Source organism: Pseudomonas sp. GW822-FHT06D10, from assembly GCF_058799535.1.
This window is the reverse complement of sequence record NZ_JBXALN010000005.1, coordinates 649,766-673,729: the sequence shown is the minus strand read 5'-3', so window position 1 is coordinate 673,729 and position 23,964 is coordinate 649,766. Positions and strand designations below refer to the sequence as shown.

The window sequence follows — 23,964 nt, the reverse complement described above, 5'->3', positions numbered from 1 at the left end:
AACCCCCGGCGCCCGCGGGCGCCGGGTACAATGCCCGCTCTCGCAAGGAGCCTGCATGCCCCCCCTGATTTCCGATTGGCGTCACCGCCCCACCCATCGCCGCGTCTGGGCCCTGGCCGCGCCGATGATCCTGTCGAACATTTCCGTGCCCCTGGTAGCGCTGGTGGACAGCACGGTGATCGGCCACCTGCCCCACGCCCACCAGCTGGGCGCCGTGGCGGTCGGTGCCAGCCTCTATACCTTCCTGGCCTGGGCCATGGGCTTCCTGCGCATGGGCGCCACCGGCTTCGCCGCCCAGGCCGCCGGGCGCGGCGACGGGGCGGCGCTGCGGCAGATCCTGCTCCAGGGCTTGATACTGGCCATGGGGCTGGCGCTGCTGCTGGGCGCCATAGGCGTGCCCCTGAGCGGCGCGGCGCTGCACCTGATGCAGCCCTCGGCGGAGCTGGACCAGATGACCCGGAGCTTTTTCCACACCCGCCTGCTGGGCCTGCCCGCGGCCCTGGCCAGTTTCGCCCTGGTGGGCTGGTTTCTCGGTACCCAGAACGCCCGGGCACCGCTGGCCATCCTGCTCAGCACCAACGTGCTGAACATCGCCCTCAACCTGTGGTTCGTCCTCGGCCTGGACTGGGGCGTGGTGGGCTCGGCCCGGGCTTCGGTGATCGCCGAATGGAGCGGCGCGCTGGTCGGCCTGGCCATGACCCGGCCGGCCCTGCGGGCCTATCCGGGGCAAATCGCCTGGGCGGCATTGCGCCGCTGGCAGAGCTGGCGCCCGCTGCTGGCGGTCAATCGTGACATCTTCATCCGCAGCCTGGCCCTGCAATCGGTGTTCTTCCTGATCACCGTGCAAGGCGCCCGTCTGGGCGATGCCACAGTGGCGGCCAATGCCCTGCTGCTCAACGGCCTGCTGCTTACCGCCCATGCCCTCGATGGCCTGGCCCACGCAGTGGAGGCCCTGTGCGGCCACGCCATCGGCGCCCATGACCGCCCGGCCCTGCGCCGCTCGCTGGTGGTAGCCGGTGGCTGGTCGCTGCTGGCCAGCCTGGGGTTCGCCGTGCTGTTCCTGCTGGGCGGCCACCTGTTCATCGAAATGCAGACCGATATTCCCGACGTGCGCCAGACCGCCTTTACCTACCTGCCCTACCTCGCCGTACTGCCGTTGATTGCGGTCTGGAGCTACCTGCTGGACGGCCTGTTCATCGGCGCCACCCGGGCCCGGGAAATGCGCAACGGCATGTTGCTGACCGTGCTCCTGCTGCTGCCTTTTGCCTGGGCGCTGCAAGGCCTGGGCAACCACGGCCTGTGGCTGACGTTCCTGCTGTTCATGTTCCTGCGCAGCCTGACCCTGGGTGCCTTCGCCTGGCACCTGCAGCGCCGCGACCGCTGGTTCGCCGAGGCTCGCTGAACCTAGTGCCCGCAGGCCGTACAGCCTGAATTGCGGGCAAAAAAAACCCACCGCGAGCGGTGGGTTTCCAGGGTTCGCCGGGGCTGTCAGGAAGACAGGTAGGACGAACGGGTCAGGCCCAGGCGCAATGCGTCAAGGAACTGGGTACGCTCGGCGGCGCTGATCTTGGCGCTGGCCACCTTGTCGCGGTAGTGGGTCATCAACTCCTCCGGCGACAGGTGCACGTAGCGCAGCATGTCTTCGATGGTGTCGTGGGTCTCGATCCCGGCGTGGTACACGCTGCCATTGGCCCGCTGGTAGATGTTCACCGAGTCGGTGTCGCCGAACAGGTTGTGCATGTCACCAAGGATTTCCTGGTAGGCGCCCACCAGGAAGATCCCCAGCAGGTAGTCCTCGCCCTCGTTGAGGCCGTGTACCGGCAGGCTGGTCTCGATGCTCTGCTCGTCGACGTACTGTTTGATCTTGCCGTCGGAGTCGCAGGTCAGGTCCTGCAGCACCGCGCGGCGCAGCGGCTCTTCGTCGAGGCGGTGCAGCGGCAGGATCGGCAGGACCTGGCCGATGGCCCAGGTGTCCGGCAGGCTCTGGAATACCGAGAAGTTGCAGATGTACTTGTCGGCCAGCTTGTCGTTGAGTTCGTCCAGCACCTGGCGGTGGGAACGCTGGCGCGCCTTGAGCGAGTTGTGCAGGCGCCGGCATACGGCGAAGTAGCACTGCTCGGCCAGGGCTTTCTCGGCCAGGGTCAGCTTGCCGTCGGCGTACTGGGCGGCCACGTCGCTCATGTAGTGAGTGGCGCGCCAGTAGGTTTCGGTGACCATTTCAATGTCGGTCGGGCCCAGCAGGTCCACCAGCCATTGCACGGTTTCCGGCAGCTCCTGCTTGTTGTCGATCTGCGGCACGTCGTCGTTGTGCTTCTCGACGTCGGTGACCTGCACCACCAGCATGGCGTGGTGGGCGGTCAGGGAGCGGCCGCTCTCGGAGAAAATGTGCGGGTGCGGCAGGTTCTGCGCGTCGCAGAATTCCTTGAGCATGCCCACCACCACGCTGGCGTAGTCGTCCATGTCGTAGTTGATCGAACTGGCGTTGCGCGAGTGGGTGCCGTCGTAGTCCACACCCAGGCCGCCGCCGACGTCGATGTGGTCCACCGGCAGGCCGAGGTTGCGCAGCTCGCCGTAGTAGCGGATCGCTTCCTTGAAGCCGTGCTGGTAGTCCGCCAGGTTGGCGATCTGCGAGCCCATGTGGAAGTGCAGCAGACGGATGCCCTGGTCCAGGCCGGCGGCGCGGAAGCGCTCCACCACCGACAGCAGTTGCGCCGCCGACAGGCCGAACTTGGACTTTTCACCACCGGTGTCGGCCCACTTGCTCGAAGCCAGGGACGACAGGCGCACCCGCAGGCCCACCTGTGGCTTGACCTTGAGGGACGCCGCTTCCTCGATCACCAGGCCCACTTCGGACTCTTTCTCGATGACGATGAACACGTTGTGGCCCAGCTTCTGGCCCATCAGCGCCAGGCGGATGAACTCGCGGTCCTTGTAGCCGTTGCAGACAATGGTGCCGCCCTTGGGCGCCAGGGCCAGGACCGCCAGCAGCTCCGGCTTGGAGCCGGCTTCCAGGCCGATGGAAACATTCTGGGTGGCGATGATGTTCTCGATCACCGCTTCTTGCTGGTTGACCTTGATCGGGTACAGCGCGGTGTACTTGCTCTGGTATTCCAGGCGCCCGATGTTGGCATCGAAGGCACCGGTCAGCTGGCGCACGCGGTCCTGGAGGATGTCCGGGAAGCGCACCAGCAACGGCAGGGACAAGCCGCTCTTGCGCAGCTCCTCGACCTGTTCGAACAGATCGATGGGCAAGCTGCTCGGGCCGTTCGGACGAACTTCGACGCGACCGGCGTCATTGATCGCGAAATACCCGGCCCCCCAATGGCGAATCCCGTAGACACTGCGGCTGTCCGCAACTGTCCATTGGCTGCCATCGTCTTTACGTGTGCGTCGTACGGACATCGAAGTCCCCTATAAAGAAGTCATAGAGCGCCGCCCCACTCCAGGGCTGGCGCAGTCTAAAGAATGAAAATGACGATTAGCCTGCAAGCGCAATAGACCGCGCCCGCCGTGCCGAGTTTAGAAACCGTTCATGAACAGGCTCTGTGAAAACCATGGAGACGACGCCGGTGTCCTGAGCGAATCAAGACAGGGTCCAGTCACAGGTGGTTTTCACAGAGGCTGCTAGCCGCCGGACTTCTTCGCCTTGAAACCGTGCTTGACCAGTTCCGCCAAGAGTAGCTCGACATGGTCGCCCTGGATTTCGATGACGCCGTCTTTCAGGGCGCCGCCGGTGCCACAGCGTTTCTTCAGCGTCGTGGCCAGCTCCTTGAGGGCATCTTCGGCCAGGGGCACGCCGGTGATGGTGGTCACCGTCTTGCCGCCACGGCCCTTGCTTTCGCGGCGCACGCGGGCAATGCCGTCGCCGGCCGGGATCACGGTTTGTTTGCAGATACAGGCGGCTACCGGCTGGCTACAGTCCGGGCAATGTCGACCTGCGTCGGTGGAAAATACCAGGCCACCAAGGGCGGCGAAGGATGCGGCTTTTTTGGCCACCGGCAATCCTCTTGGGAGGACAAAGACTGGTCGAAGCACATGGCGGTGCCATCGACCGCGAAGCCCCACTCAGGCAGGGGCAGCGCTACTGAACCAGGGCAGCCTGGTTCAGCTTGAAAAGTCGCGCAGTGTAACGGCAAAAAGCCCGGTTGCTAAGAGCCAATCAGCGCCAATTTATGCAACTTTAGCGACGCCGTGCCAGATAGCGCTGCAGGGCAGCCAGGGAGTCCGGGCAATAGGGCTTTTCGTGGATTTCCCGCAGCACCTGATCCAGTGGCATGAAATGCGCTTCGAGGACTTCTTCCGGCTGCAGGCGCAGTGGACCGTCCCACACGGCAGAGAACGCCGAACACCAGAGACGGTTGCCGGTATCCTCGAAAAAGAAGTGATCATGGGCGGTCAGTTCGACCCCGCTCACCCCCAGTTCCTCTTCCAGCTCCCGGGCGGCGGATTCGGCATAGCTTTCAGTCGCCAGGACCATGCCGCCGGCGGCGACGTCCCAGTAGCCCGGGTAGATGGCCTTGCTCAGGGTTCGCCGGTGCACGCACAGCTCACCGGCGGAGTTGAACAGCATGATGTAGGTGCCACGCCCGATCAGGCCGCGCTCGCGCAACTCGGAACGGACCATGGCACCCAGCAACTGGTCTTCGCCATCGACCCAGGCAATCTGTTCTGCATCGGAGGCGGCGCGGTGGGCCGCCTCTTTGTCGGTTGCGACCATGGATCAGCCTTGATTGAGCAATTGACGCAAGTCGATGACCGCCGCGTTGGCCCGGGAAATATAGTTGGCCATCACCAGCGAGTGGTTGGCCAGCACGCCGAAGCCGCTGCCATTGAGAATCATCGGGCTCCAGACCGGCTCCTGGGACGCTTCCAGTTCGCGAATGATCTGGCGCACGCTGACGGTGGCGTTCTTCTTCGCCAGCACATCGGCGAAGTCCACCTCGATGGCCCGCAGCAGGTGCGACAGCGCCCAGGCCTGGCCACGGGCTTCGTAGAACACGTTGTCGATCTGCATCCACGGGGTTTCCACCACTTCTTCATCAACCTGCGGGCCCTGGCCCGGGGCCGGCACTTCGGTCTTCAGAGCAGTATTGAGCTTGACCCGGCCGACGCTGGCCGACAGGCGCTGGGACAGCGAGCCCAGGCGCGTGCCAACGTCACCCAGCCAGTTGTTGAGGTTGTCGGCGCGGGCATAGAACTGCGCGGTCTTCTGGTTCGGATCGGACAGACGCGCCTGGTAGCGGCTCAGGGAGTTGATGCCTTCCTGGTACTCCGATTCGCTGGACGGCAGGATCCAGCTCTTGTTGTCGAAGTTGAAGCGCGGCTCGGCCTTGGCCAGGTCGGCGTCTTCTGCGGACTGCGACTGGGAACGGGCGAAGTCTTTGCGCAGGGCACGGGTCAGGTCGCGGACCTGGACCAGCACGCCGTATTCCCAGCTCGGCATGTTGTCCATCCACAGCCCCGGTGGAAAACGGTCGTTGGAAATGTAGCCACCCGGCTTGTCCAGCAGGGTGCCGACCACGGTCTTCAGGGTTTCCACGGTGGTGTAGCCCACCACCATCTGTCGGCCTTCCTTCTCGGCGGCGATCTGGGCGTTCTGCTGGACGGGGAACAGCGCCGGCTCCTGGCTCCAGTACCAGCCCAGGGCACCGGTGACCAGCAGATACAGGCCCAGCAAGGTGGCCAGGGCACGACTGAACAGCAGGCCACCGAAATAGCTGCGTGTCGCCGACTTGGGTTCGGCAGCACGATCTGGCGCGCTGCCTGCGCGATTCTTCCAATCCAGCATGGCTATGTCCTTTCAATCACTTGAGTTCATCGGTTCGACCACAACCCTACTCCATCGTGCCTTGCCTTGACGGGATAAATCTTCCGGCAAATGCGCGCCGCGCAAAGATTGCGAATCAGCTGGCCACTATAAATGAAGCACAGTCCGGAGCCTACGCGACCAATCGGTCAGGAACTGAATAACGTCGCTTTGCACATTATTGACGTACGACACTCATGGGACACAAAAGTGGTGCTAGCATAGAGCCACCAGTCGATCTCAGCATGCACCCTAACTAGTAGTCAGGATATGACCGAGCCAGAAGACCCCAGCCGTGAGCGCCTCAAGCACCACTTTGCCCAGCGGGTAATTCATCAGGCACGTCAGATTCTTGAGATATGGCAGCGTCTGCAACGCAGCGAATGGTCGACCACCGACATGTCGGAGCTGTGCGAGGCCAACCTGCGCCTGCTTCGCTTCGCCGAACGTTTCGAACAACCCGAACATACCCAGCTGGCCCGCAGCATCAGCCAGTCCCTGGAAGCGGTGGACGCCAACCGTGGCCGCCTCAGCAGCAACCTGATCACCGACCTCAACCGCCTGATGCAGCGCCTGTCGCGCACCGGGCTGCGCCACGGCGACCAACTGGAACAGACCTTCCTGCCGCCCCTGCGCAAGCCGATCTACGTGATGCTGCAGGACCACGACCGGGCCGAGCGCCTGGCCAAGCAGTTGGAATTCTTCGGCCTCAGCGCCCAGTCCCTGGACAGCATTCCGGCCTTTCGTTCGTCCATGGTCGAACGCCTGCCGGCGGCCATCGTCATCGATGTGGATTTCTGCGGTGCCGGCATGGGCCTGACCCTGGCCGCCGAGGCCCAGGTCGGCCTGGAGCAGAAACTCCCGCTGCTTTTCTTCAGCCTGCATGAAACCGACACCCCGACGCGCCTGGCCGCAGTGCGCGCCGGCGGCCAGGAATTCCTCACCGGCACCCTGGAAGCCTCCAGCCTGCTGGAAAAAATCGAAGTACTGACCTGCGTCGCCCAGTACGAACCTTATAAAGTGCTGATCATCGACGACTCCCGGGCCCAGGCCCTGCACACCGAGCGCCTGCTCAACAGTGCCGGGATCGTCACCCGCACCCTGATCGAACCGATCCAGGCCATGGCCGAGCTGGCGGACTTCCAGCCGGACCTGATCATTCTCGACATGTACATGCCGGCCTGCACCGGCACCGAGCTGGCCAAGGTAATCCGCCACAACGACCGCTACGTCAGCGTGCCGATCATCTACCTGTCCGCCGAGGACGACCTGGACAAGCAGCTGGACGCCATGAGCGAAGGCGGCGACGACTTCCTCACCAAGCCGATCAAGCCCCGGCACCTGATCACCACCGTGCGCAACCGCGCGGCCCGGGCGCGCAACCTCAAGGCGCGGATGGTCCGCGACAGCCTCACCGGCCTGTACAACCACACCCATATCCTGCAACTGCTGGAAGACTGCAGTTTCCGCGCCCGTCGCGAGGGCAAGCCGCTGAGCTTCGCCATGCTGGATATCGACCACTTCAAGCGGGTCAACGACAGCCACGGCCACCCCATGGGCGACCGGGTGATCAAGAGCCTGGCGCTGTTTCTCAAACAGCGCCTGCGCAAGACCGACTTCATCGGCCGCTACGGCGGCGAAGAATTTGCCATTGTCATGCCCGACACCGACCAGGACGCCGCGTGCAAGGTTCTGGACGAAATCCGCCAGCGCTTTGCCGAGATCCACTACCCGGCCCAGCCCCAGGACCTGTGGTGCACCTTCAGCGCCGGGGTGGTGGAAATGCAGGAGGATTCCGACAGCCTGATGATGGCCAGCCAGGCCGACGAAGCCCTGTACCGAGCCAAGCATGGCGGGCGCAATCGAGTCCAGGCCGCGCGATCAAGTCAAAGTGCCATCTTTTCATCCGAATCCACCGATTCGGTCATAACCTTGTAATACAAACGCAATAAATTCAGGCGCTTACCATTTAAGCCGTTGGTAGAGCCCCGATGCGCCTGAAGCTGCTGACCAATCTCAATACCCTGCTGCTCGTTGCCGTTTGCCTCGCCCTGGGGGCGACGCTGTGGTGGTCGCAACGTGCCCTGGAACGCCCCTATCTATTGATGGAGCGCTACCTGGGGCTGTCCCAGCAGTTTCAGAACCAGGTGGCGCGCAATATCGAAGACTACCTGGCCAGCGGCGATGCCCTGCGGCTGAGCAGTGCGGCCCAGGCCCTGGAAACCCTGCAGGGCGAGCTGGGCGAACTGCCGCCACCGCTGGCGCAAAGCCTGCGCCCGAGCCTGGCCAGCCTCGACGACTTCAGCAAGACCGACCTGCTGGCCGCCGGCAAGCTGGCAGGCGATCCCCAGGCCCTGCTGTTGCAGGCCGAACGCGAGCTGGGCGCGAACCTGGAGCAGCTCAGCCAGTACGCCAGCGGGGCCAAGAGCGCGGAAGCGGCGAACTACCTGCCTTTATTGCTCACCGCCTCCCAGCACCTGGGCAAGCTCTCCCTGGCCCGGGACAAGCTGGTGAGCAGTGGCCGCAGCGAGCTGGCCGCCGATGTGGAACGGGAAGTGAACAGCATCCGCGCCCAGGCCGATCAGCTCGATGCCCTGCCTTTATTGGGCGTGGCCGCCAGCAGCGAATCGGGCACCGATGATTTCGCCGCCATGATGGGCCTGGAAAACACCGAGAAAGCCGCCGCCGAAGATGCCGGCATAGGCTTCAAGCGTGAACTCAACAGCCTGCTCAGCCGCTATCCGGCAGAACTGCAACGCACCCGCGAGCAGATCCAGAAGCGCGCCGACCTGAGCGCCGCAACCCTGCTGAAGATCAACGCCGTGCGCCAGGCCATCGCCGAACTGGAACCGGCGGTACGGGCCCAGCACGGGCAGATCCAGGGCGAAGTGCGGCTGATGCAGGGGCTGATGATCGGCCTGATCCTGTTGATCGCCCTGGTGATCGACACCTTGCAGCGCAAGCTGGCGCGGGTTCTGACCAACCTCGCCCCGGCGCTGTCGACCTGGGCCGAAGGCGACTTCAGCCGACCGATCCAGCTGGGCAAGACCAACCGCGAGCTGCATGACATCGAGGAATCCCTGAACCGCCTGCGCGCCTACCTGGTGGACCTGGTGGGCACCATCCGCCAGAACGCCGAACAAGTGGCCGGCAGCAGCCGCGCCCTGGCCGACCTGAGCAGCGGCCTGCACAGCGGCGCCGAGCGCCAGGCCGGCGACACCGCACAGATCCGCGATGCCCTGGGCGAACTGGAAGCCACCATCCAGCAGGTCGCCGGGGACGCCAGCCAGGCCGCCGACGCCAGCCGCAGTGCTGGCCTCGCCGTGCAGCAGGGGCAGAAAGTCATAGGCCTGAGCCTCACCGGGCTGCACGCCCTTGTCGGGGAAGTCCAGGGCAACGCGCAGATGATCGAACACCTGGCGCAGGAATCCGCCACCATCGGCGGCGTGCTGACGGTGATCCGCTCCATCGCCGACCAGACCAACCTGCTGGCCCTCAACGCCGCCATCGAAGCCGCCCGCGCCGGGGAAATGGGCCGCGGTTTTGCCGTGGTCGCCGAAGAAGTGCGCTCCCTGGCCCAGCGCACCGCCGGGGCCACCGCGGAGATCCAGACCCTGATCGCCGGCCTGCAGGCCGCCGCCCAGCAATCGGTACAAGGCATGCGCGCCCAGGTCGAACACGCCGAGGCCACCGCCGGCCAGGCCCAGGCCGCCGATGGCGCCCTGGACGAAATCGTCGGGGCGATCCAGACCATCGCCGATACCGCCGTGCGGATCGCCGATGTCACTGCCCAGCAGAGCGGCGCGGTGAGCGAAATCCGCGATCACAGCGAACGCATCCACCAGTTGGGCGGCGACAACCTGCTGCGCATCGGCGAAGGCCGGGCCCAGGGCGAGAACCTGCTGGACCTAGGCGGGCAATTGCATACGGCAGTCCAAGCGTTCCGCGTCTAGGCTCTGAAACGGGCGCGCAAACCACAACCCACCGCCATCAGCGACGAAACGGGCGACAAGAAGCACGCCCCCCTTTCTTGAGGGCAAATGACCGGATTTAATCTGTCGGTCACATATTTTGCGCAAACATCGGTCATCGTGCTGGCTATTGCAGAGAACTGGACAGTCATAAAGTCTTTCCGGCATAGTCGCCGGGTTCTGACAACAGCCCCCGATAACAAGGAACAACCGATGGCCACCCTACTGGTTCTTCACGGACCCAACCTGAACCTGCTCGGCACCCGTGAACCGGGGGTCTACGGTGCAACTACCCTGGCCCAGATCAACCAGGACCTGGAGCAACGGGCCCGTGATGCCGGGCACCATCTGCAGTACCTGCAGAGCAATGCCGAGTACGAATTGATCGAGCGCATCCATGCCGCCCGCGATGAAGGCGTGGATTTCATTTTGATCAATCCAGCAGCTTTTACGCATACAAGCGTCGCATTACGTGACGCGCTGCTGGCGGTGAGCATCCCATTCATCGAAGTGCATTTGTCCAACGTGCACAAACGCGAACCTTTCCGTCATCACTCCTACTTCTCCGATGTTGCGGTGGGAGTGATCTGCGGCCTTGGCGCCAGCGGTTACCGACTGGCCCTGGAGGCCGCCCTAGAACAGCTTGAACGTCAGGCAAACGCTTGAACGACAAGCGATAAACGCCCCTGACCGACCCTTGGGAGTTGATGATTCATGGATATCCGTAAAGTTAAGAAACTGATCGAACTGCTGGAAGAGTCCGGCATCGACGAGCTGGAGATCAAGGAAGGCGAAGAGTCCGTACGCATCAGCCGCCACAGCAAGACTCCAGCCCAGCAGTACTACGCACCGGCTCCGGTTGCCGCTCCAGTGGCTGCGCCTGCCGCTGCCGCTCCTGCTGCCGCCGCCGCTCCTGCAGCACCGGCCGCACCCGCGCTGAACGGCACCGTGGCCCGTTCGCCAATGGTCGGTACTTTCTACCGCAAGTCTTCGCCTACCTCGCCAGCCTTCGTTGAAGTCGGCCAGAGCGTGAAGAAGGGCGACACCCTGTGCATCGTCGAAGCGATGAAGATGATGAACCACATCGAAGCTGAAACCAGCGGTGTGATCGAGTCCATTCTTGTCGAAGACGGCCAGCCGGTTGAGTACGACCAACCGCTGTTCACCATCGTTTGAACCGCGGAGAGTCTTTGATGTTGAAGCCTGCGAAGTTGGAAAAAGTCCTGATCGCCAACCGCGGCGAAATCGCCCTGCGGATCCTGCGTGCCTGCAAGGAAATGGGGATCAAGACCGTAGCCGTCTACTCCAAGGCCGACAAGGAGCTGATGCACCTGGGCCTGGCAGACGAATCGGTATGCATCGGCCCTGCGCAAGCCGCGCAGTCCTACCTGCACATCCCGGCCATCATCGCGGCCGCTGAAGTCACTGGCGCCACGGCGATCCACCCTGGCTACGGCTTCCTCGCGGAAAACGCCGACTTCGCCGAACAGGTGGAAAACTCCGGCTTCGCCTTCATCGGCCCGAAAGCCGAGACCATCCGCCTGATGGGCGACAAGGTTTCCGCCAAGCACGCCATGATCGCGGCCGGCGTACCGACGGTTCCAGGTTCCGACGGCCCGCTGCCGGAAGACGAGGAAACCGCCCTGCGCATCGGTCGTGAAGTCGGCTACCCGGTGATCATCAAGGCCGCCGGTGGCGGTGGTGGTCGCGGCATGCGCGTGGTGCACAAGGAAGAAGACCTGATCGCCTCGGCGAAGCTGACCCGCTCCGAAGCCGGCGCGGCGTTCGGCAATCCGATGGTCTACCTGGAGAAGTTCCTGACCAACCCACGTCACGTGGAGGTCCAGGTGCTGTCCGACGGCCAGGGCAATGCCATCCACCTGGGCGACCGCGACTGCTCGCTGCAGCGTCGGCACCAGAAGGTCCTCGAAGAAGCGCCGGCACCGGGCATCGACGAGACCGCCCGCCAGGAAGTCTTCGCCCGCTGCGTCAAGGCGTGCATCGACATCGGCTACCGTGGCGCCGGCACGTTCGAGTTCCTCTACGAGAACGGCCGCTTCTACTTCATCGAGATGAACACTCGCGTGCAGGTAGAGCACCCGGTATCGGAAATGGTGACCGGTATCGACATCGTCAAGGAAATGCTCAGCATTGCCGCCGGCAACAAGCTGTCGTTCACCCAGGACGACGTCGTGATCCGCGGCCACGCGCTGGAATGCCGGATCAACGCCGAAGACCCGAAAACCTTCATGCCAAGCCCAGGCACGGTCAAGCATTTCCATGCCCCGGGCGGCAACGGCGTGCGCGTCGACTCGCACCTGTACAGCGGTTACGCGGTTCCACCAAACTACGATTCGTTGATCGGCAAGCTGATCACCTACGGGGCCACCCGTGACGAAGCCATGGCGCGCATGCGCAATGCGCTGGACGAAATCGTCGTCGACGGGATCAAGACCAACATCCCGCTGCACCGCGACCTGACCCGTGACGAAGGCTTCTGCAAAGGGGGGGTGAACATTCACTACCTCGAGCACAAGCTGGCCGAGCAACACTGATCGGCACCCGCCACACCGACAAGGCCGCTTTCGAGCGGCCTTGTCGTATCCGCCGCCGCCCTGCAGGAGCGAGCCTGCTCACGAACCGCGCAGCGGCCATTCCCTGATCAACCGTCCTTGCGACCAAGCACAGGGTATCCCCCTCGCTCCCAAGGGGCGTCTCGCGTAAACTTGCGCGCTTCTCGCGGCCCACTAGGCTGCACATCACATATTTTCAAAGGTGCCCGCCATGCCTTGGCTGCAAGTCCGTCTCGCCATCAGCCCAGAACAAGCCGAAACCTACGAAGACGCTTTTCTTGAAGTCGGTGCCGTCTCGGTCACCTTCATGGACGCCGAGGATCAGCCGATCTTCGAACCTGAACTGAACACCACCCCGCTCTGGTCCCACACCCATCTGCTGGCCCTGTTCGAGGGCGGCACCGAAGCCGCCAGCGTACTCGCCCACATGGAGCTGCTGACCGGCGGCCCGCTGCCCGAGCATCACAGCGAAGTCATCGAAGACCAGGATTGGGAGCGCAGCTGGATGGACAACTTCCAGCCCATGCGTTTCGGCCAGCGCCTGTGGATCGTTCCCAGCTGGCACGCCGCGCCAGAGCCCGAGGCAGTGAACCTGCTGCTGGACCCGGGCCTGGCCTTCGGCACCGGCACCCACCCGACCACCGCCCTGTGCCTGGAATGGCTGGACGGCCAGGACCTGAAGGACTGCAACGTGCTGGACTTCGGCTGCGGCTCGGGGATCCTGGCCATTGCCGCCCTGTTGCTGGGCGCCAAACAGGCGGTGGGCACCGACATCGACGTGCAAGCCCTGGAAGCCTCCCGTGACAACGCCGGGCGCAACGGCATTGCCGACGAGCTGTTCCCGCTCTACCTGCCCGAGCAACTGCCCCAGGAGCAAGCCGATGTACTGGTGGCCAACATCCTGGCCGGGCCACTGGTGGCCCTGGCGCCGCAGCTTTCGGGGCTGGTCAAGTCCGGCGGGCGCCTGGCGCTTTCCGGCATTCTTGCCGAGCAGGGCGAGGAAGTCGCCGCGGCTTATGCCCAGGACTTCGATCTGGACCCGATCGCCACCCTTGATGGCTGGGTGCGCATCACCGGCCGTCGGCGCTAGAATGGCCGCCTGCATAATCCGGATGGCCGCATGACCGACAGTTTCGTCACCCAGTGCCCGCATTGCCAAACCCGCTTCCGCGTCAGCCATGCCCAGTTGAGCGTGGCCCGTGGAGTGGTTCGCTGTGGCTCCTGCCTGCAGGTGTTCAACGCCGCACGACAGTTGCTCGAGCAGCGCGCGGCCAAGGAAGCTGCCACCTCGAAAGCCGCTGCCAAACCCGTAGCGCCACCGGCTGCTCCCGCAGCGACCGTGGCGCCGGCACCGGCGGCACCGGAACCGGATCTGCCACCCCCCGCGGCCCCTGCCGCTCCTCAGCGCGCCATCAGCCAGAAGCAATGGTCGGCCGCCGAGATGGACCTGGATCACCTGGACCTCGATGAGGAACTGGCCAAGCTCGAACAGCGCGAAATCCAGCCAGCCAAGGCCTTTGGCCAGGAACGCGAGCACAAGGAAGGCAGCCTCAGCGCCCGGCGCGATACCCAGGACGCCGACGAGGCACACTGGCCGGACGGACTGTTCGGCAGCGCCGCCGAACGGGACGACAGCGAGCCTTCGCCCCCCAAGGTGCAACCGGACGACGCCGAACCCAGCGCCGAACCACCCAAGCCCAGCCGCACCGAACCGTCGCTGTCGTTCAACCTCGCGGACCTGGACGACGAACCCCAGGCGCCCAGGTTGCGCCTGGACGATGACCTGGAACCTCACTCGCCTGCCAACCCGGACGACCAGGACGACGAGCCCGCCGTCTCCGGCAAGAAGCGCCGAGAGCGCAACGAGCCCGGGGTCAAGGAAGAGGTGCTGCTGGACCTGGTGGACGACCCGCTCCACCTCGACTGGCAGAAGCGCCGCTCGCCCTGGGGCAAGCGCCTGCTCTGGCTGCTGCTGATCCTGCTGGCCGCCGGCGGCCTGGTGGGACAATACGTCGCCTATCACTTTGATGAGCTGGCCCGCCAGGACCAGTACCGCCCCTGGTTCCAGCAACTGTGCCCGGAATTCGGCTGCACGGTACCTTCCCGGGTCGACATCGCCCGGATCAAGAGCAGCAACCTGGTGGTACGCAGCCATCCGGAATTCAGCGGCGCCCTGGTGGTGGACGCCATCATCTATAACCGCGCGCCCTTCTCCCAACCCTTCCCGCTGCTTGAGCTGCGCTTCGCCGACCTCAACGGCCACCTGATCGCCAGCCGCAGCTTCAAGCCCGGGGAATACCTGGGCGGTGACTTGCAGGATGCGGCGGAAATGCCGCCGCAGACCCCGATTCACATCGCCCTGGATATTCTTGACCCCGGCCCGAAAGCGGTGAACTACAGTCTGAGTTTCCACTCGCCTGAGTGAATCGGCTGCACAAGTTCACGGACGACTCTGGATTAACGACAGTTTTATGACTGTTTCGCCTGGATTGCTCCCAGGACGTTACAGAAGAACTGTTCAGATTTTATCCAATTCAGCCTTTATCCGGTCATCGAGAGCGGGTATCATGCCAACCCTTTTTCGAACTCTCATGATCCGGCCCCACAACAGGGAAGTCCTATGTCGGCGGTACGCATCGGCCCATATACAGTGCACAACGGTTTGATTCTCGCCCCGATGGCGGGAGTTACAGACCAGCCCTTTCGTCAGCTTTGCAAGCAATTGGGCGCGGGCCTTGTAGTCTCGGAAATGGTCACCAGCGACATGAGCTTGTGGAACAGCCGCAAATCGCGGTTGCGCATGATCCACGAAGGCGATCCCGAGCCCCGCTCGGTGCAGATTGCCGGGGGTGATGCACAGATGCTGGCAGACGCCGCCCGCGCCAACGTCGAGTTGGGCGCACAGATTATTGATATCAACATGGGTTGCCCGGCCAAGAAGGTCTGCAACAAGGCCGCCGGCTCCGCGTTGCTGAAGGACGAAGCCCTGGTCAACGAGATTCTCCAGGCAGTAGTGGCCGCTGTGGATGTACCGGTCACCCTGAAGATCCGCACCGGCTGGGACCGGGAGAACAAGAACGGCCTGACGGTGGCGAAGATCGCCGAGCAGGCCGGCATCACGGCACTGGCGGTCCATGGTCGGACCCGGGCCGACCTGTACACCGGTGAAGCCGAGTACGACACCATTGCCGCGATCAAGCAGGCGGTGTCGATCCCGGTCTTTGCCAATGGCGATATCGACTCGCCGGAAAAGGCCCGGCGGGTGTTGCACGCCACCGGCGCCGACGGGCTGTTGATCGGCCGGGCCGCCCAGGGGCGGCCATGGATTTTTCGTGAGATCGAACACTTCCTCAGTACCGGTGAAACCCTCCCGGCACCGGAGCTGTTCGAGGTGGAACGTATTCTGCTAGAGCACCTGGCCGCGCTGCATGCCTTCTATGGAGAGGTCATGGGCGTCCGCATTGCGCGCAAGCATGTGGGCTGGTATCTCGCAACCCTGCCGGGCGCCAGGGAGTTTCGCGCCCACTTCAATCGTTTGGAAGATACGGAAGCACAATGCGCCAACGTTCGTGAGTTCTTTGCCGGACGTTACAAGAGCCTGGAAACAGGGGACGGAGAGGGGGTGGCCGCATGACGATGATGACCGAGACTTTAGTGAGTGGAACAACACCCGTGAGCGACAACGTGAATTTGAAACAGCACCTCAATACACCCAGCGAAGAAGGCCAGACCCTTCGCGGGAGTGTCGAGAAGGCGCTGCACAATTATTTCGCCCACCTTGAGGGCGCTGCCGTCACGGACGTGTACAACCTGGTGCTCTCCGAAGTCGAGGCTCCGTTGCTCGAAAGCGTGATGAACTACGTCAAGGGCAACCAGACCAAGGCCAGCGAACTCCTGGGTCTGAACCGCGGTACCCTGCGCAAGAAACTCAAGCAGTACGATTTGCTGTAAGCATTCAATCAAACCAGAAAGGCGCCCGCGTAAAAAACGGTCGCCTTTTTTGCTGACTCCTTTGCTTTTGATGGAAATTGAGATGACCGACCAGACTACCCGCCTGCCGATCCGCCGCGCCTTGATCAGTGTTTCCGACAAGACCGGGATCCTCGAATTCGCCAAGGAGCTGGAAGCCCTTGGTGTGGAGATCCTCTCCACCGGCGGGACCTTCAAACTGCTGCAGGACAACGGCGTGTCCGCAGTGGAAGTCGCGGATTACACCGGTTTCGCGGAAATGATGGATGGCCGGGTGAAGACCCTGCACCCGAAAATCCACGGCGGTATCCTCGGCCGTCGCGGCATTGACGACGCCATCATGAACGAGCACGGGATCAAGCCGATCGACCTGGTCGCGGTCAACCTCTACCCGTTCGAAGCCACCATCAACAAGCCAGGCTGCGACCTGCCGACCGCCATCGAGAACATCGACATCGGCGGCCCGACCATGGTCCGCTCGGCGGCCAAGAACCATAAGGACGTGGCCATCGTGGTCAATGCCAGCGACTACGCCGGCGTCCTGGAAAGCCTCAAGGCCGGTGGCCTGACTTACGCCCAGCGCTTCGACCTGATGCTCAAGGCCTTCGAACACACCGCTGCGTACGACGGCATGATCGCCAACTACATGGGCACCGTGAACCAGGCCGCCGAAACCCTCTCGACATCCGGCCGCAGCGAATTCCCGCGCACCTTCAACAGCCAGTTCATCAAGGCCCAGGAAATGCGCTACGGCGAGAACCCGCACCAGAGCGCGGCGTTCTACGTTGAGGCCAAGCCTGCTGAAGTCGGCATCGCCACCGCGACCCAACTGCAAGGCAAAGAGCTGTCCTACAACAACGTGGCCGACACCGACGCCGCGCTGGAATGCGTGAAGAGCTTCGTCAAGCCGGCCTGCGTCATCGTCAAGCACGCCAACCCGTGCGGCGTGGCGGTCAGCCCGGACGCTGAAGGCGGTATCCGCCAGGCGTACGAACTGGCCTACGCCACCGACACCGAATCGGCCTTCGGCGGCATCATCGCCTTCAACCGCGAGCTGGATGCAGCCACCGCCAAGGCCATCGTCGAGCGTCAGTTCGTCGAAGTGATCATTGCCCCGAGCGTCAGCGAAGAAGCCCGCGCCATCGTCGCTGCCAAGGCCAACGTGCGCCTGCTGGCCTGCGGCCAGTGGTCGGCTGAGCGCGCTGCGGCCTGGGATTACAAGCGCGTCAACGGCGGCCTGCTGGTGCAGAGCCGCGACATCGGCATGATCAGTGCCGATGACCTGAAAGTCGTGACCAAGCGCGCCCCGACCGAGCAAGAGATCAACGACCTGATCTTCGCCTGGAAAGTCGCCAAGTACGTCAAGTCCAACGCCATCGTATACGCCAAGAACCGCCAGACCATCGGTGTCGGCGCCGGCCAGATGAGCCGCGTGAACTCCGCGCGAATCGCCGCCATCAAGGCCGAGCACGCCGGCTTGCAAGTCGCCGGTTCGGTCATGGCCTCCGATGCGTTCTTCCCGTTCCGCGACGGCCTGGACAACGCCGCCAAGGTCGGCATCACCGCAGTGATCCAGCCCGGCGGCTCGATGCGTGACAACGAAGTGATTGCCGCGGCCGACGAAGCGGGCATTGCCATGGTGTTCACCGGCATGCGCCACTTCCGTCACTGATACGACAACGGTCGCACTGACACCGGCATCTGCTGCGTTGGAGCCCACCTCGATGATGCTCATTGCCAACAGGCAACTGCGCTCATCGAGGTAGGCTCCGCCTTGCATCTACCACTGTCATTGCAACCTCCTGAGGCGTCCAGCTCTTCAGGTTCCAAAACAGAATTAGCGTCATCCGAGGTTTTTGAAATGAATGTACTGATCATTGGTAGCGGCGGTCGTGAACACGCTCTGGCCTGGAAAGTCGCTCAGGACCCACGGGTTCAGAAAGTGTTCGTCGCCCCAGGCAACGCCGGCACCGCCATCGAGGCCAAGTGCGAGAACGTCGCCATCGACGTCCTGGCCCTGGAGCAGCTTGCAGACTTTGCTCAGAAGAATGTGTCCCTGACCATCGTCGGCCCGGAAGTGCCGCTGGTGGCTGGCGTGGTCGACCTGTTCCGCTCCCGTGGCCTGGACTGCTTCGGCCCGACTGCCGGTGCTGCGCAGCTGGAAGGTTCGAAAGCCTTCACCAAGGATTTCCTCGCCCGCCACAAGATCCCTACCGCCGACTATCAGAACTTCACCGAGATCGAGCCAGCCCTGGCTTACCTGCGTGAAAAAGGCGCCCCGATCGTGATCAAGGCCGACGGCCTGGCCGCCGGCAAAGGCGTGATCGTGGCCATGACCCTGGCCGAAGCCGAGGAAGCGGTGCGCGACATGCTCGCCGGCAATGCCTTCGGCGACGCCGGTTCCCGCGTGGTGATCGAGGAGTTCCTCGACGGCGAGGAAGCCAGCTTCATCGTCATGGTCGACGGCAAGAACGTGCTGCCCATGGCCACCAGCCAGGACCACAAGCGCGTCGGCGACGGCGACACTGGCCCCAATACCGGTGGCATGGGCGCCTACTCCCCGGCACCGGTGGTCACTTCAGAAGTGCACCAGCGGGTGATGGACCTGGTGATCTGGCCCACCGTGCGCGGCATGGCCGAGGAAGGCAACGTCTACACCGGCTTCCTCTACGCCGGGCTGATGATCGACAAGGCCGGCAACCCGAAAGTCATCGAGTTCAACTGCCGCTTCGGCGACCCGGAAACCCAACCGGTGATGCTGCGCCTGCAATCGAGCCTGGTGCTGCTGGTGGAAGCTGCCCTGGCCCAGGCCCTGGACAAGGTCGAAGCGCAGTGGGACCCACGCCCGAGCCTGGGTATCGTCCTGGCGGCAGGCGGCTATCCTGGTGACTACGCCAAGGGCGCGGCCATCACCGGCCTGGACGCCGCGGCAGCACTGGAAGGCAAGGTGTTCCACGCCGGTACCGCACTCAAGGATGGCCAGGTCGTGACCTCCGGCGGCCGGGTACTGTGCGCTACCGCCATGGGTGACAGCGTCGACGCGGCTCAGCAACAGGCCTACCGCCTGGCGGCCGAGATCGACTGGCAGGGCTGCTTCTACCGCAAGGACATCGGCTACCGCGCCATTGCCCGCGAGCGCGGCCAGGAGTAAGGCTGTCGTTGACCCCGGCAAGGGCACACGCCCTTGTCGTGCGGTCATTACGCCGCGCATAGTTATAATCAGGCATCAACCAACGAAGGGATTTCGCCGTGCGCTGGCTCAGGATTGCCCTAGGCTTCACCGTCACCTTGCTGACCCTGCTCTGCTTGAACCCGGCCCTGGCCGCTCAAGGCAGTGGCTGGGCGGTTTTGCTCGACGAACAGGCCGACCTGCAGCTCAGTGACATCCGCTCCCCGCGCTACACCAACCAGTTCAGCCCGATCGAGCTGGACAAGCTCACCGCCGCCGAGCCCGATGGCGCCCTGTGGCTACGCTTCAAGCTGCAACCGGGAACCCATGAGCAGATCCTGCGGATCTTCGCCCCCGACCTGTCCCACCTGAACCTCTACGTGCTCGAAGGCGACAAGCTGATCGAGCAAGTGAACACCGGCTCCGGCACGTCGCAGGCGCAAAAGCCCCTGCCCAGCAGCGACTTCATGCTGCCGCTGCCGCAAAGCGCCAAGCCACTGGACGTCTATGTACGCCTGGTGTCCGAACACGAGCTGCGCCCCTTCATCACCCTGCAATCGGCGGTGATGGGCGCGGCCGACCAGAGCCAGACGCTGATCTACGGCCTGCTCTTCGGCTGCCTGGCGATGCTGATCCTGCACAACCTCACCCGCTTCGCCTACACCCGTTCGCGCAGCAGCCTGTGGCTGGCAGCCTGCGAAGGGCTGCTGACCCTCAGCCTGCTGATGCTGCTGAACCTGTTCGGGCCCTGGCTCCCGGCCTGGGAAGCCCTGCAGACGCCGGGGGCCTATATCGCCCTGCTGCTGACCGCGCCCTGCGGGATGATGTTCGCCTACCGCTTCTTCGCCCCCCTGGGCGCGCATCCACTGAACCGCCTGCTGCTGGGCAACATCCTGCTGATCAGCCTGTTCGGCCTGTTGCTGCTGTTCGTCGATACCCTGCCGCTGAACATCATCACCTACGGCCTGGTGGCCCTGGCCGGCCTGAGCATGCTGTTCGTCGGTGGCTATCACTGGCACAAGGGCTATCGCCCGGCGCGCCTGTTCGTCGCCGCCATGGTGATCTTCAACCTCGGCACCCTGGTGATCCTGCCGGCCCTGCTGGGGCTGACCCTGGTAGCCCCGCAAGGCCTGATCGTCACCCTCTTGAGCGTGGTGTGCATCGCCGGGCTGCTGATGAGCATTGCCCTGGGCGAGCGCCAGCGCAACATCACCGAGAACCGCTTCAGCGTCAGCCGCGACCTGGCCGCCAGCACCGCCGAGGTCAATGCCAAGGCCGAGTTCCTGGCCAAGATCAGCCACGAGATCCGCACCCCGATGAACGGCGTGCTGGGCATGACCGAGCTGCTGCTGGGCACCCCGCTGTCGGTCAAGCAGCGCGATTACGTGCAGACCATCCACAGTGCCGGCAACGAGCTGCTGACCCTGATCAACGAGATCCTCGACATCTCCAAGCTGGAGTCCGGGCAGATCGAACTGGACGATGTGCAGTTCGACCTCAACGCCCTGATCGAAGACTGCCTGAGCATCTTCCGGGCCAAGGCCGAACAGCAGAACGTCGAGCTGATCAGTTTCATCCAGCCCCAGGTGCCACGGGTCATCAGCGGTGACCCGACACGCCTGCGCCAGGCCCTGCTGAGCCTGTTGGAAAATGCCCTGAAGAAGACCGATGAAGGCGAAGTGCTGATCGTCGTCGCCCTCGACGAGCGCAGCAGCAAACCGCGCCTGCGCATCGCCGTGCAGGACAGCGGCCAGCCGATGGAGGCCGAAGAGCGCGAAGCCCTGCTGCACACCGAGCTGCACAGCAAGAACTTCCTCGCCACCACCCGCCTGGGGGGCAACCTGGGGCTGGTGATCGCCCGTCAACTGATCCTGCTGATGCATGGCGAGTTCGGCATCAAGAGCGGCACCAACCAGGGCAGCACCCTGTGGCTGACCCTGCCCCTGGATGCCGAGCGCCTGGAACACCCGACCGCCGACCTCGACGGCCCCCTGCAGGGCGCGCGGGTACTGGTGGTGGACGACAACGACACCTGCCGCAAGGTGCTGGTACAGCAGTGCAGTGCCTGGGGCCTGAACGTCAGCGCCGTGCCATCGGGCAAGGAAGCCCTGGCCCTGCTACGCACCAAGGCGCACCTGCGGGACTACTTCGACGTGGTATTGCTGGACCAGAACATGCCCGGCATGACCGGCATGCAACTGGCGGCGAAGATCAAGGAAGACCCGAGCCTGAACCACGACATCCTGCTGATCATGCTCACCGGCATCAGCAATGCGCCGAGCAAGGTGATTGCACGCAATGCCGGGATCAAGCGCATCCTCGCCAAGCCAGTGGCCGGCTACACCCTCAAGACCACCCTGGCGGACGAACTCAATCAGCGCGACAAGGCCCCCGCCGCCCCCTACAACCAGCCGGCGCACGCTGCCCAGGCCCCGGCGCCAGTCACCGTGCCCAGCGACTTCCGCATCCTGGTGGCCGAGGACAACAGTATTTCCACCAAGGTCATCCGCGGCATGCTCGGCAAGCTCAACCTGCAGCCCGATACCGCCAGCAACGGCGAGGAAGCCTTGCAGGCAATGAAAGCCAACCGCTACGACCTGGTACTGATGGACTGCGAAATGCCGGTGCTCGACGGCTTCTCCGCCACCCAGCAACTGCGCGCCTGGGAAGTCGGCAACCAGCGGGTACGCACCCCGGTAGTGGCGCTCACCGCGCACATCCTCGCCGAGCACAAGGAGCGCGCGCGCCAGGCCGGCATGGATGGGCACATGGCCAAGCCCGTGGAGCTCTCGCAACTGCGGGAACTGGTGGAACACTGGGTGACCCAGCGCGACCTGCGCGAGCGCAGCACCGCGCACACCAGTTGAGCCGACAGGCTCTGCGGCGCCTGTTAAACTCTCGCTCGCCCTCCTTTAGTCGTGAGCTCCCACCATGCTCCACGTGCTGTTCAGCGTTTACCTGAAGATGCTGGTGCTCTACAGCCCCTTCTTCGTGCTCTCGTGCTTCATCAGCCTGACCCGCGGCTATTCGCTCAAGGAGCGCCGGCGCCTGGCCTGGAAAGTGGCCCTGGCGACCCTGGTCTCCAGCATCCTGCTGTACCTGTTCGGCCGGGTGATCTTCGGCGTGTTCGGCATCACCGTTGACGCCTTCCGCATCGGCGCCGGCAGTGTGCTGTTCATCTCAGCCCTGGGCATGGCCCAGGGCAAATCGGCGGTGCAGACCGACAACGTGCAGCAGGACGTGACCATAGTCCCGCTGACCATTCCCCTGACCGTGGGCCCGGGCACCATCGGCGCCCTGCTGGTGATGGGCGTCAGCCAGCCGCACTGGGACGACAAGCTCACCGCCATCCTCAGCATCGCCCTGGCCAGCCTCACCGTGGGGGTGGTGCTGTACCTGTCCAACCGCATCGAACGCATCCTCGGCGACCAGGGCTTGCAGATCGTCAGCCGGTTGATGGGACTGTTCGTCTGCGCCCTGGCGGCGCAGATCATCTTCACCGGGGTCAGGGGCTACCTGGTCCCTTAGGGCCCCGGCCACCCTCCCATCAAGCGACAGGCAACGGAATGCAGACTCTTCAACGACCCACTGGCACGGGCCCCGCCGCCGCGCGCGCCCTGCGCCTTGCGCAGATCGGGCGCGGCCTGGCCTGCCTGCTGGCCGGGCTCCTGCTCATGCCCCTCCCGACACTGGCTGGCGAATCGCCCCAGGCCAAGCTCGAGGCCTGGCTGAACAAGACCAGTGAATCCATTGAGCGCTTTGGCGACTTCAAGGTGTACCACCGTCGGGACGGCAGCAGCCCCCGGGAAATCACCTACAAGGGCCAGCTCTATCGGCCGCTGAACGCCTGGCAGATCACCGATGTAAAACCCACCGGGGCGACCCGGGGCGGGCAACCGGTACTGCTGGCCACCACCATCGAATGGATGGGCGTCGGCACGGTGCTGATCGCCGTGCAGAACGACACGCCCCTGGCCCGCGTCCTCAGCCCGGTCAAGAGCAAGAGCGAACCCGACTGGGGCCAGCCGCAACCCGGACGCAGCGACCTGCTGCTGTTTCCCGAGGGCGCGCGGGCCCTGGTGCCCTCCACCGGGCAAGTGCTGTGGTTCGACGAGCGGCTGCCCGGCTGGGGGTTCTCCCACTACGCCATGCTGGTGTCGGTGTCGCCGGACAACAGCAGTGCTGCGTTCCTCGGCAAGGAAGGGCTGCTGCTCAGTTCGGCGGAGCAGGGCGTGTATGCCCAGTTGCCGATCAGCAAAGAGCTGAACCTGAGCCAGCTCTGGCCCCTGTTCAACCAAGCCGGCGACCGCGCGCGAAAGGCCCTGGACGAAGGCCGGCGCATTGACCAGAGCCGCCTGCATCACGCCTTGCAGGTGGACTGGGTCGGCCGCCAGTTCAGCTGGCAGCAGGTGCAGGGAAGCTGGCAGCTCAAGGGGCTGGGCCTGAACTCCAGCCCGCTGAAAAAGGAGCATTGAG

19 protein-coding genes are annotated in these 23,964 nt (G+C 64.1%); 15 read left to right on the top strand and 4 right to left on the bottom strand.

Annotated features, from left to right (window positions below; translation table 11 throughout):
• The first annotated feature begins 55 nt into the window (after positions 1-55).
• Positions 56-1,402: an MATE family efflux transporter gene (locus AC1RL5_RS20290; RefSeq protein ID WP_011059049.1), complete on the top strand. Its 1,347-nt coding sequence runs from the start codon at positions 56-58 to the stop codon at positions 1,400-1,402.
• Between the two features lie 86 nt (positions 1,403-1,488).
• Here the strand turns inward: AC1RL5_RS20290 and speA are convergent, their stop codons facing one another.
• The 4 genes from speA to AC1RL5_RS20270 all read right to left on the bottom strand — a co-directional run bounded on the left by speA (position 1,489) and on the right by AC1RL5_RS20270 (position 5,788).
• Positions 1,489-3,402, bottom strand: a complete 1,914-nt coding sequence (gene speA, locus AC1RL5_RS20285; RefSeq protein ID WP_492589550.1) for an arginine decarboxylase — start codon at positions 3,400-3,402, stop codon at positions 1,489-1,491.
• Between the two features lie 222 nt (positions 3,403-3,624).
• The gene (locus tag AC1RL5_RS20280; protein WP_015634001.1) at positions 3,625-3,996 is read right to left on the bottom strand and encodes a translation initiation factor Sui1; all 372 of its coding nucleotides are present in this window, start codon (positions 3,994-3,996) and stop codon (positions 3,625-3,627) included.
• A 184-nt stretch (positions 3,997-4,180) separates the two neighbouring features.
• Positions 4,181-4,717 (bottom strand): NUDIX hydrolase, encoded by a 537-nt coding sequence (locus AC1RL5_RS20275; RefSeq protein WP_072451990.1) that lies wholly within the window; start codon positions 4,715-4,717, stop codon positions 4,181-4,183.
• Between the two features lie 3 nt (positions 4,718-4,720).
• Positions 4,721-5,788: a DUF2333 family protein gene (locus AC1RL5_RS20270; protein WP_011059045.1), complete on the bottom strand. Its 1,068-nt coding sequence runs from the start codon at positions 5,786-5,788 to the stop codon at positions 4,721-4,723.
• Positions 5,789-6,076: 288 nt separating this feature from the next.
• On the opposite strand from AC1RL5_RS20270, the gene gcbA reads away from it, so the two are divergent.
• The 14 genes from gcbA (at position 6,077) to AC1RL5_RS20200 (ending at position 23,963) form a co-directional block, all read left to right on the top strand.
• Positions 6,077-7,744 carry a diguanylate cyclase GcbA gene (gene gcbA / locus AC1RL5_RS20265; RefSeq protein ID WP_015634000.1) on the top strand — a complete coding sequence of 556 codons (1,668 nt, stop codon included), beginning with the start codon at positions 6,077-6,079 and terminating at the stop codon, positions 7,742-7,744.
• A gap of 53 nt (positions 7,745-7,797) precedes the next feature.
• Positions 7,798-9,759, top strand: a complete 1,962-nt coding sequence (locus AC1RL5_RS20260; protein WP_492589549.1) for a methyl-accepting chemotaxis protein — start codon at positions 7,798-7,800, stop codon at positions 9,757-9,759.
• Positions 9,760-9,990: 231 nt separating this feature from the next.
• Positions 9,991-10,443, top strand: coding sequence for a type II 3-dehydroquinate dehydratase (gene aroQ / locus AC1RL5_RS20255; protein ID WP_011059042.1), 453 nt, complete (start codon positions 9,991-9,993; stop codon positions 10,441-10,443).
• A gap of 48 nt (positions 10,444-10,491) precedes the next feature.
• Positions 10,492-10,953, top strand: coding sequence for an acetyl-CoA carboxylase biotin carboxyl carrier protein (gene accB / locus AC1RL5_RS20250; protein ID WP_015633997.1), 462 nt, complete (start codon positions 10,492-10,494; stop codon positions 10,951-10,953).
• Positions 10,954-10,970: 17 nt separating this feature from the next.
• Positions 10,971-12,332, top strand: coding sequence for an acetyl-CoA carboxylase biotin carboxylase subunit (gene accC, locus AC1RL5_RS20245; protein WP_015633996.1), 1,362 nt, complete (start codon positions 10,971-10,973; stop codon positions 12,330-12,332).
• Positions 12,333-12,561: 229 nt separating this feature from the next.
• Positions 12,562-13,440, top strand: a complete 879-nt coding sequence (gene prmA / locus AC1RL5_RS20240) for a 50S ribosomal protein L11 methyltransferase (protein WP_065364917.1) — start codon at positions 12,562-12,564, stop codon at positions 13,438-13,440.
• 30 nt (positions 13,441-13,470) lie between these two features.
• Entirely contained in the window at positions 13,471-14,775 is a 1,305-nt protein-coding gene (locus AC1RL5_RS20235; protein ID WP_053148860.1) for a DUF3426 domain-containing protein, read from the top strand.
• Positions 14,776-14,970: 195 nt separating this feature from the next.
• Positions 14,971-15,984 carry a tRNA dihydrouridine synthase DusB gene (gene dusB / locus AC1RL5_RS20230; protein WP_047283747.1) on the top strand — a complete coding sequence of 338 codons (1,014 nt, stop codon included), beginning with the start codon at positions 14,971-14,973 and terminating at the stop codon, positions 15,982-15,984.
• A complete protein-coding gene (gene fis / locus AC1RL5_RS20225; protein WP_003186237.1) occupies positions 15,981-16,301 on the top strand; it encodes a DNA-binding transcriptional regulator Fis in 321 nt (106 codons plus the stop codon). Before dusB ends, fis begins: the two co-directional genes overlap by 4 nt.
• An 82-nt stretch (positions 16,302-16,383) precedes the next feature.
• Positions 16,384-17,991 carry a bifunctional phosphoribosylaminoimidazolecarboxamide formyltransferase/IMP cyclohydrolase gene (gene purH / locus AC1RL5_RS20220; protein WP_011059036.1) on the top strand — a complete coding sequence of 536 codons (1,608 nt, stop codon included), beginning with the start codon at positions 16,384-16,386 and terminating at the stop codon, positions 17,989-17,991.
• 189 nt (positions 17,992-18,180) lie between these two features.
• Entirely contained in the window at positions 18,181-19,470 is a 1,290-nt protein-coding gene (gene purD / locus AC1RL5_RS20215) for a phosphoribosylamine--glycine ligase (protein ID WP_011059035.1), read from the top strand.
• A gap of 98 nt (positions 19,471-19,568) precedes the next feature.
• Positions 19,569-22,355 (top strand): hybrid sensor histidine kinase/response regulator, encoded by a 2,787-nt coding sequence (locus AC1RL5_RS20210; protein WP_072451992.1) that lies wholly within the window; start codon positions 19,569-19,571, stop codon positions 22,353-22,355.
• A gap of 64 nt (positions 22,356-22,419) precedes the next feature.
• Complete coding sequence (locus AC1RL5_RS20205) at positions 22,420-23,016, top strand: MarC family protein (RefSeq protein ID WP_011059033.1); 597 nt, start codon at positions 22,420-22,422, stop codon at positions 23,014-23,016.
• A gap of 38 nt (positions 23,017-23,054) precedes the next feature.
• On the top strand, positions 23,055-23,963 hold the full coding sequence (locus AC1RL5_RS20200) for a hypothetical protein (protein ID WP_093406767.1): 909 nt from the start codon (positions 23,055-23,057) through the stop codon (positions 23,961-23,963).
• Position 23,964: the final 1 nt, after the last annotated feature.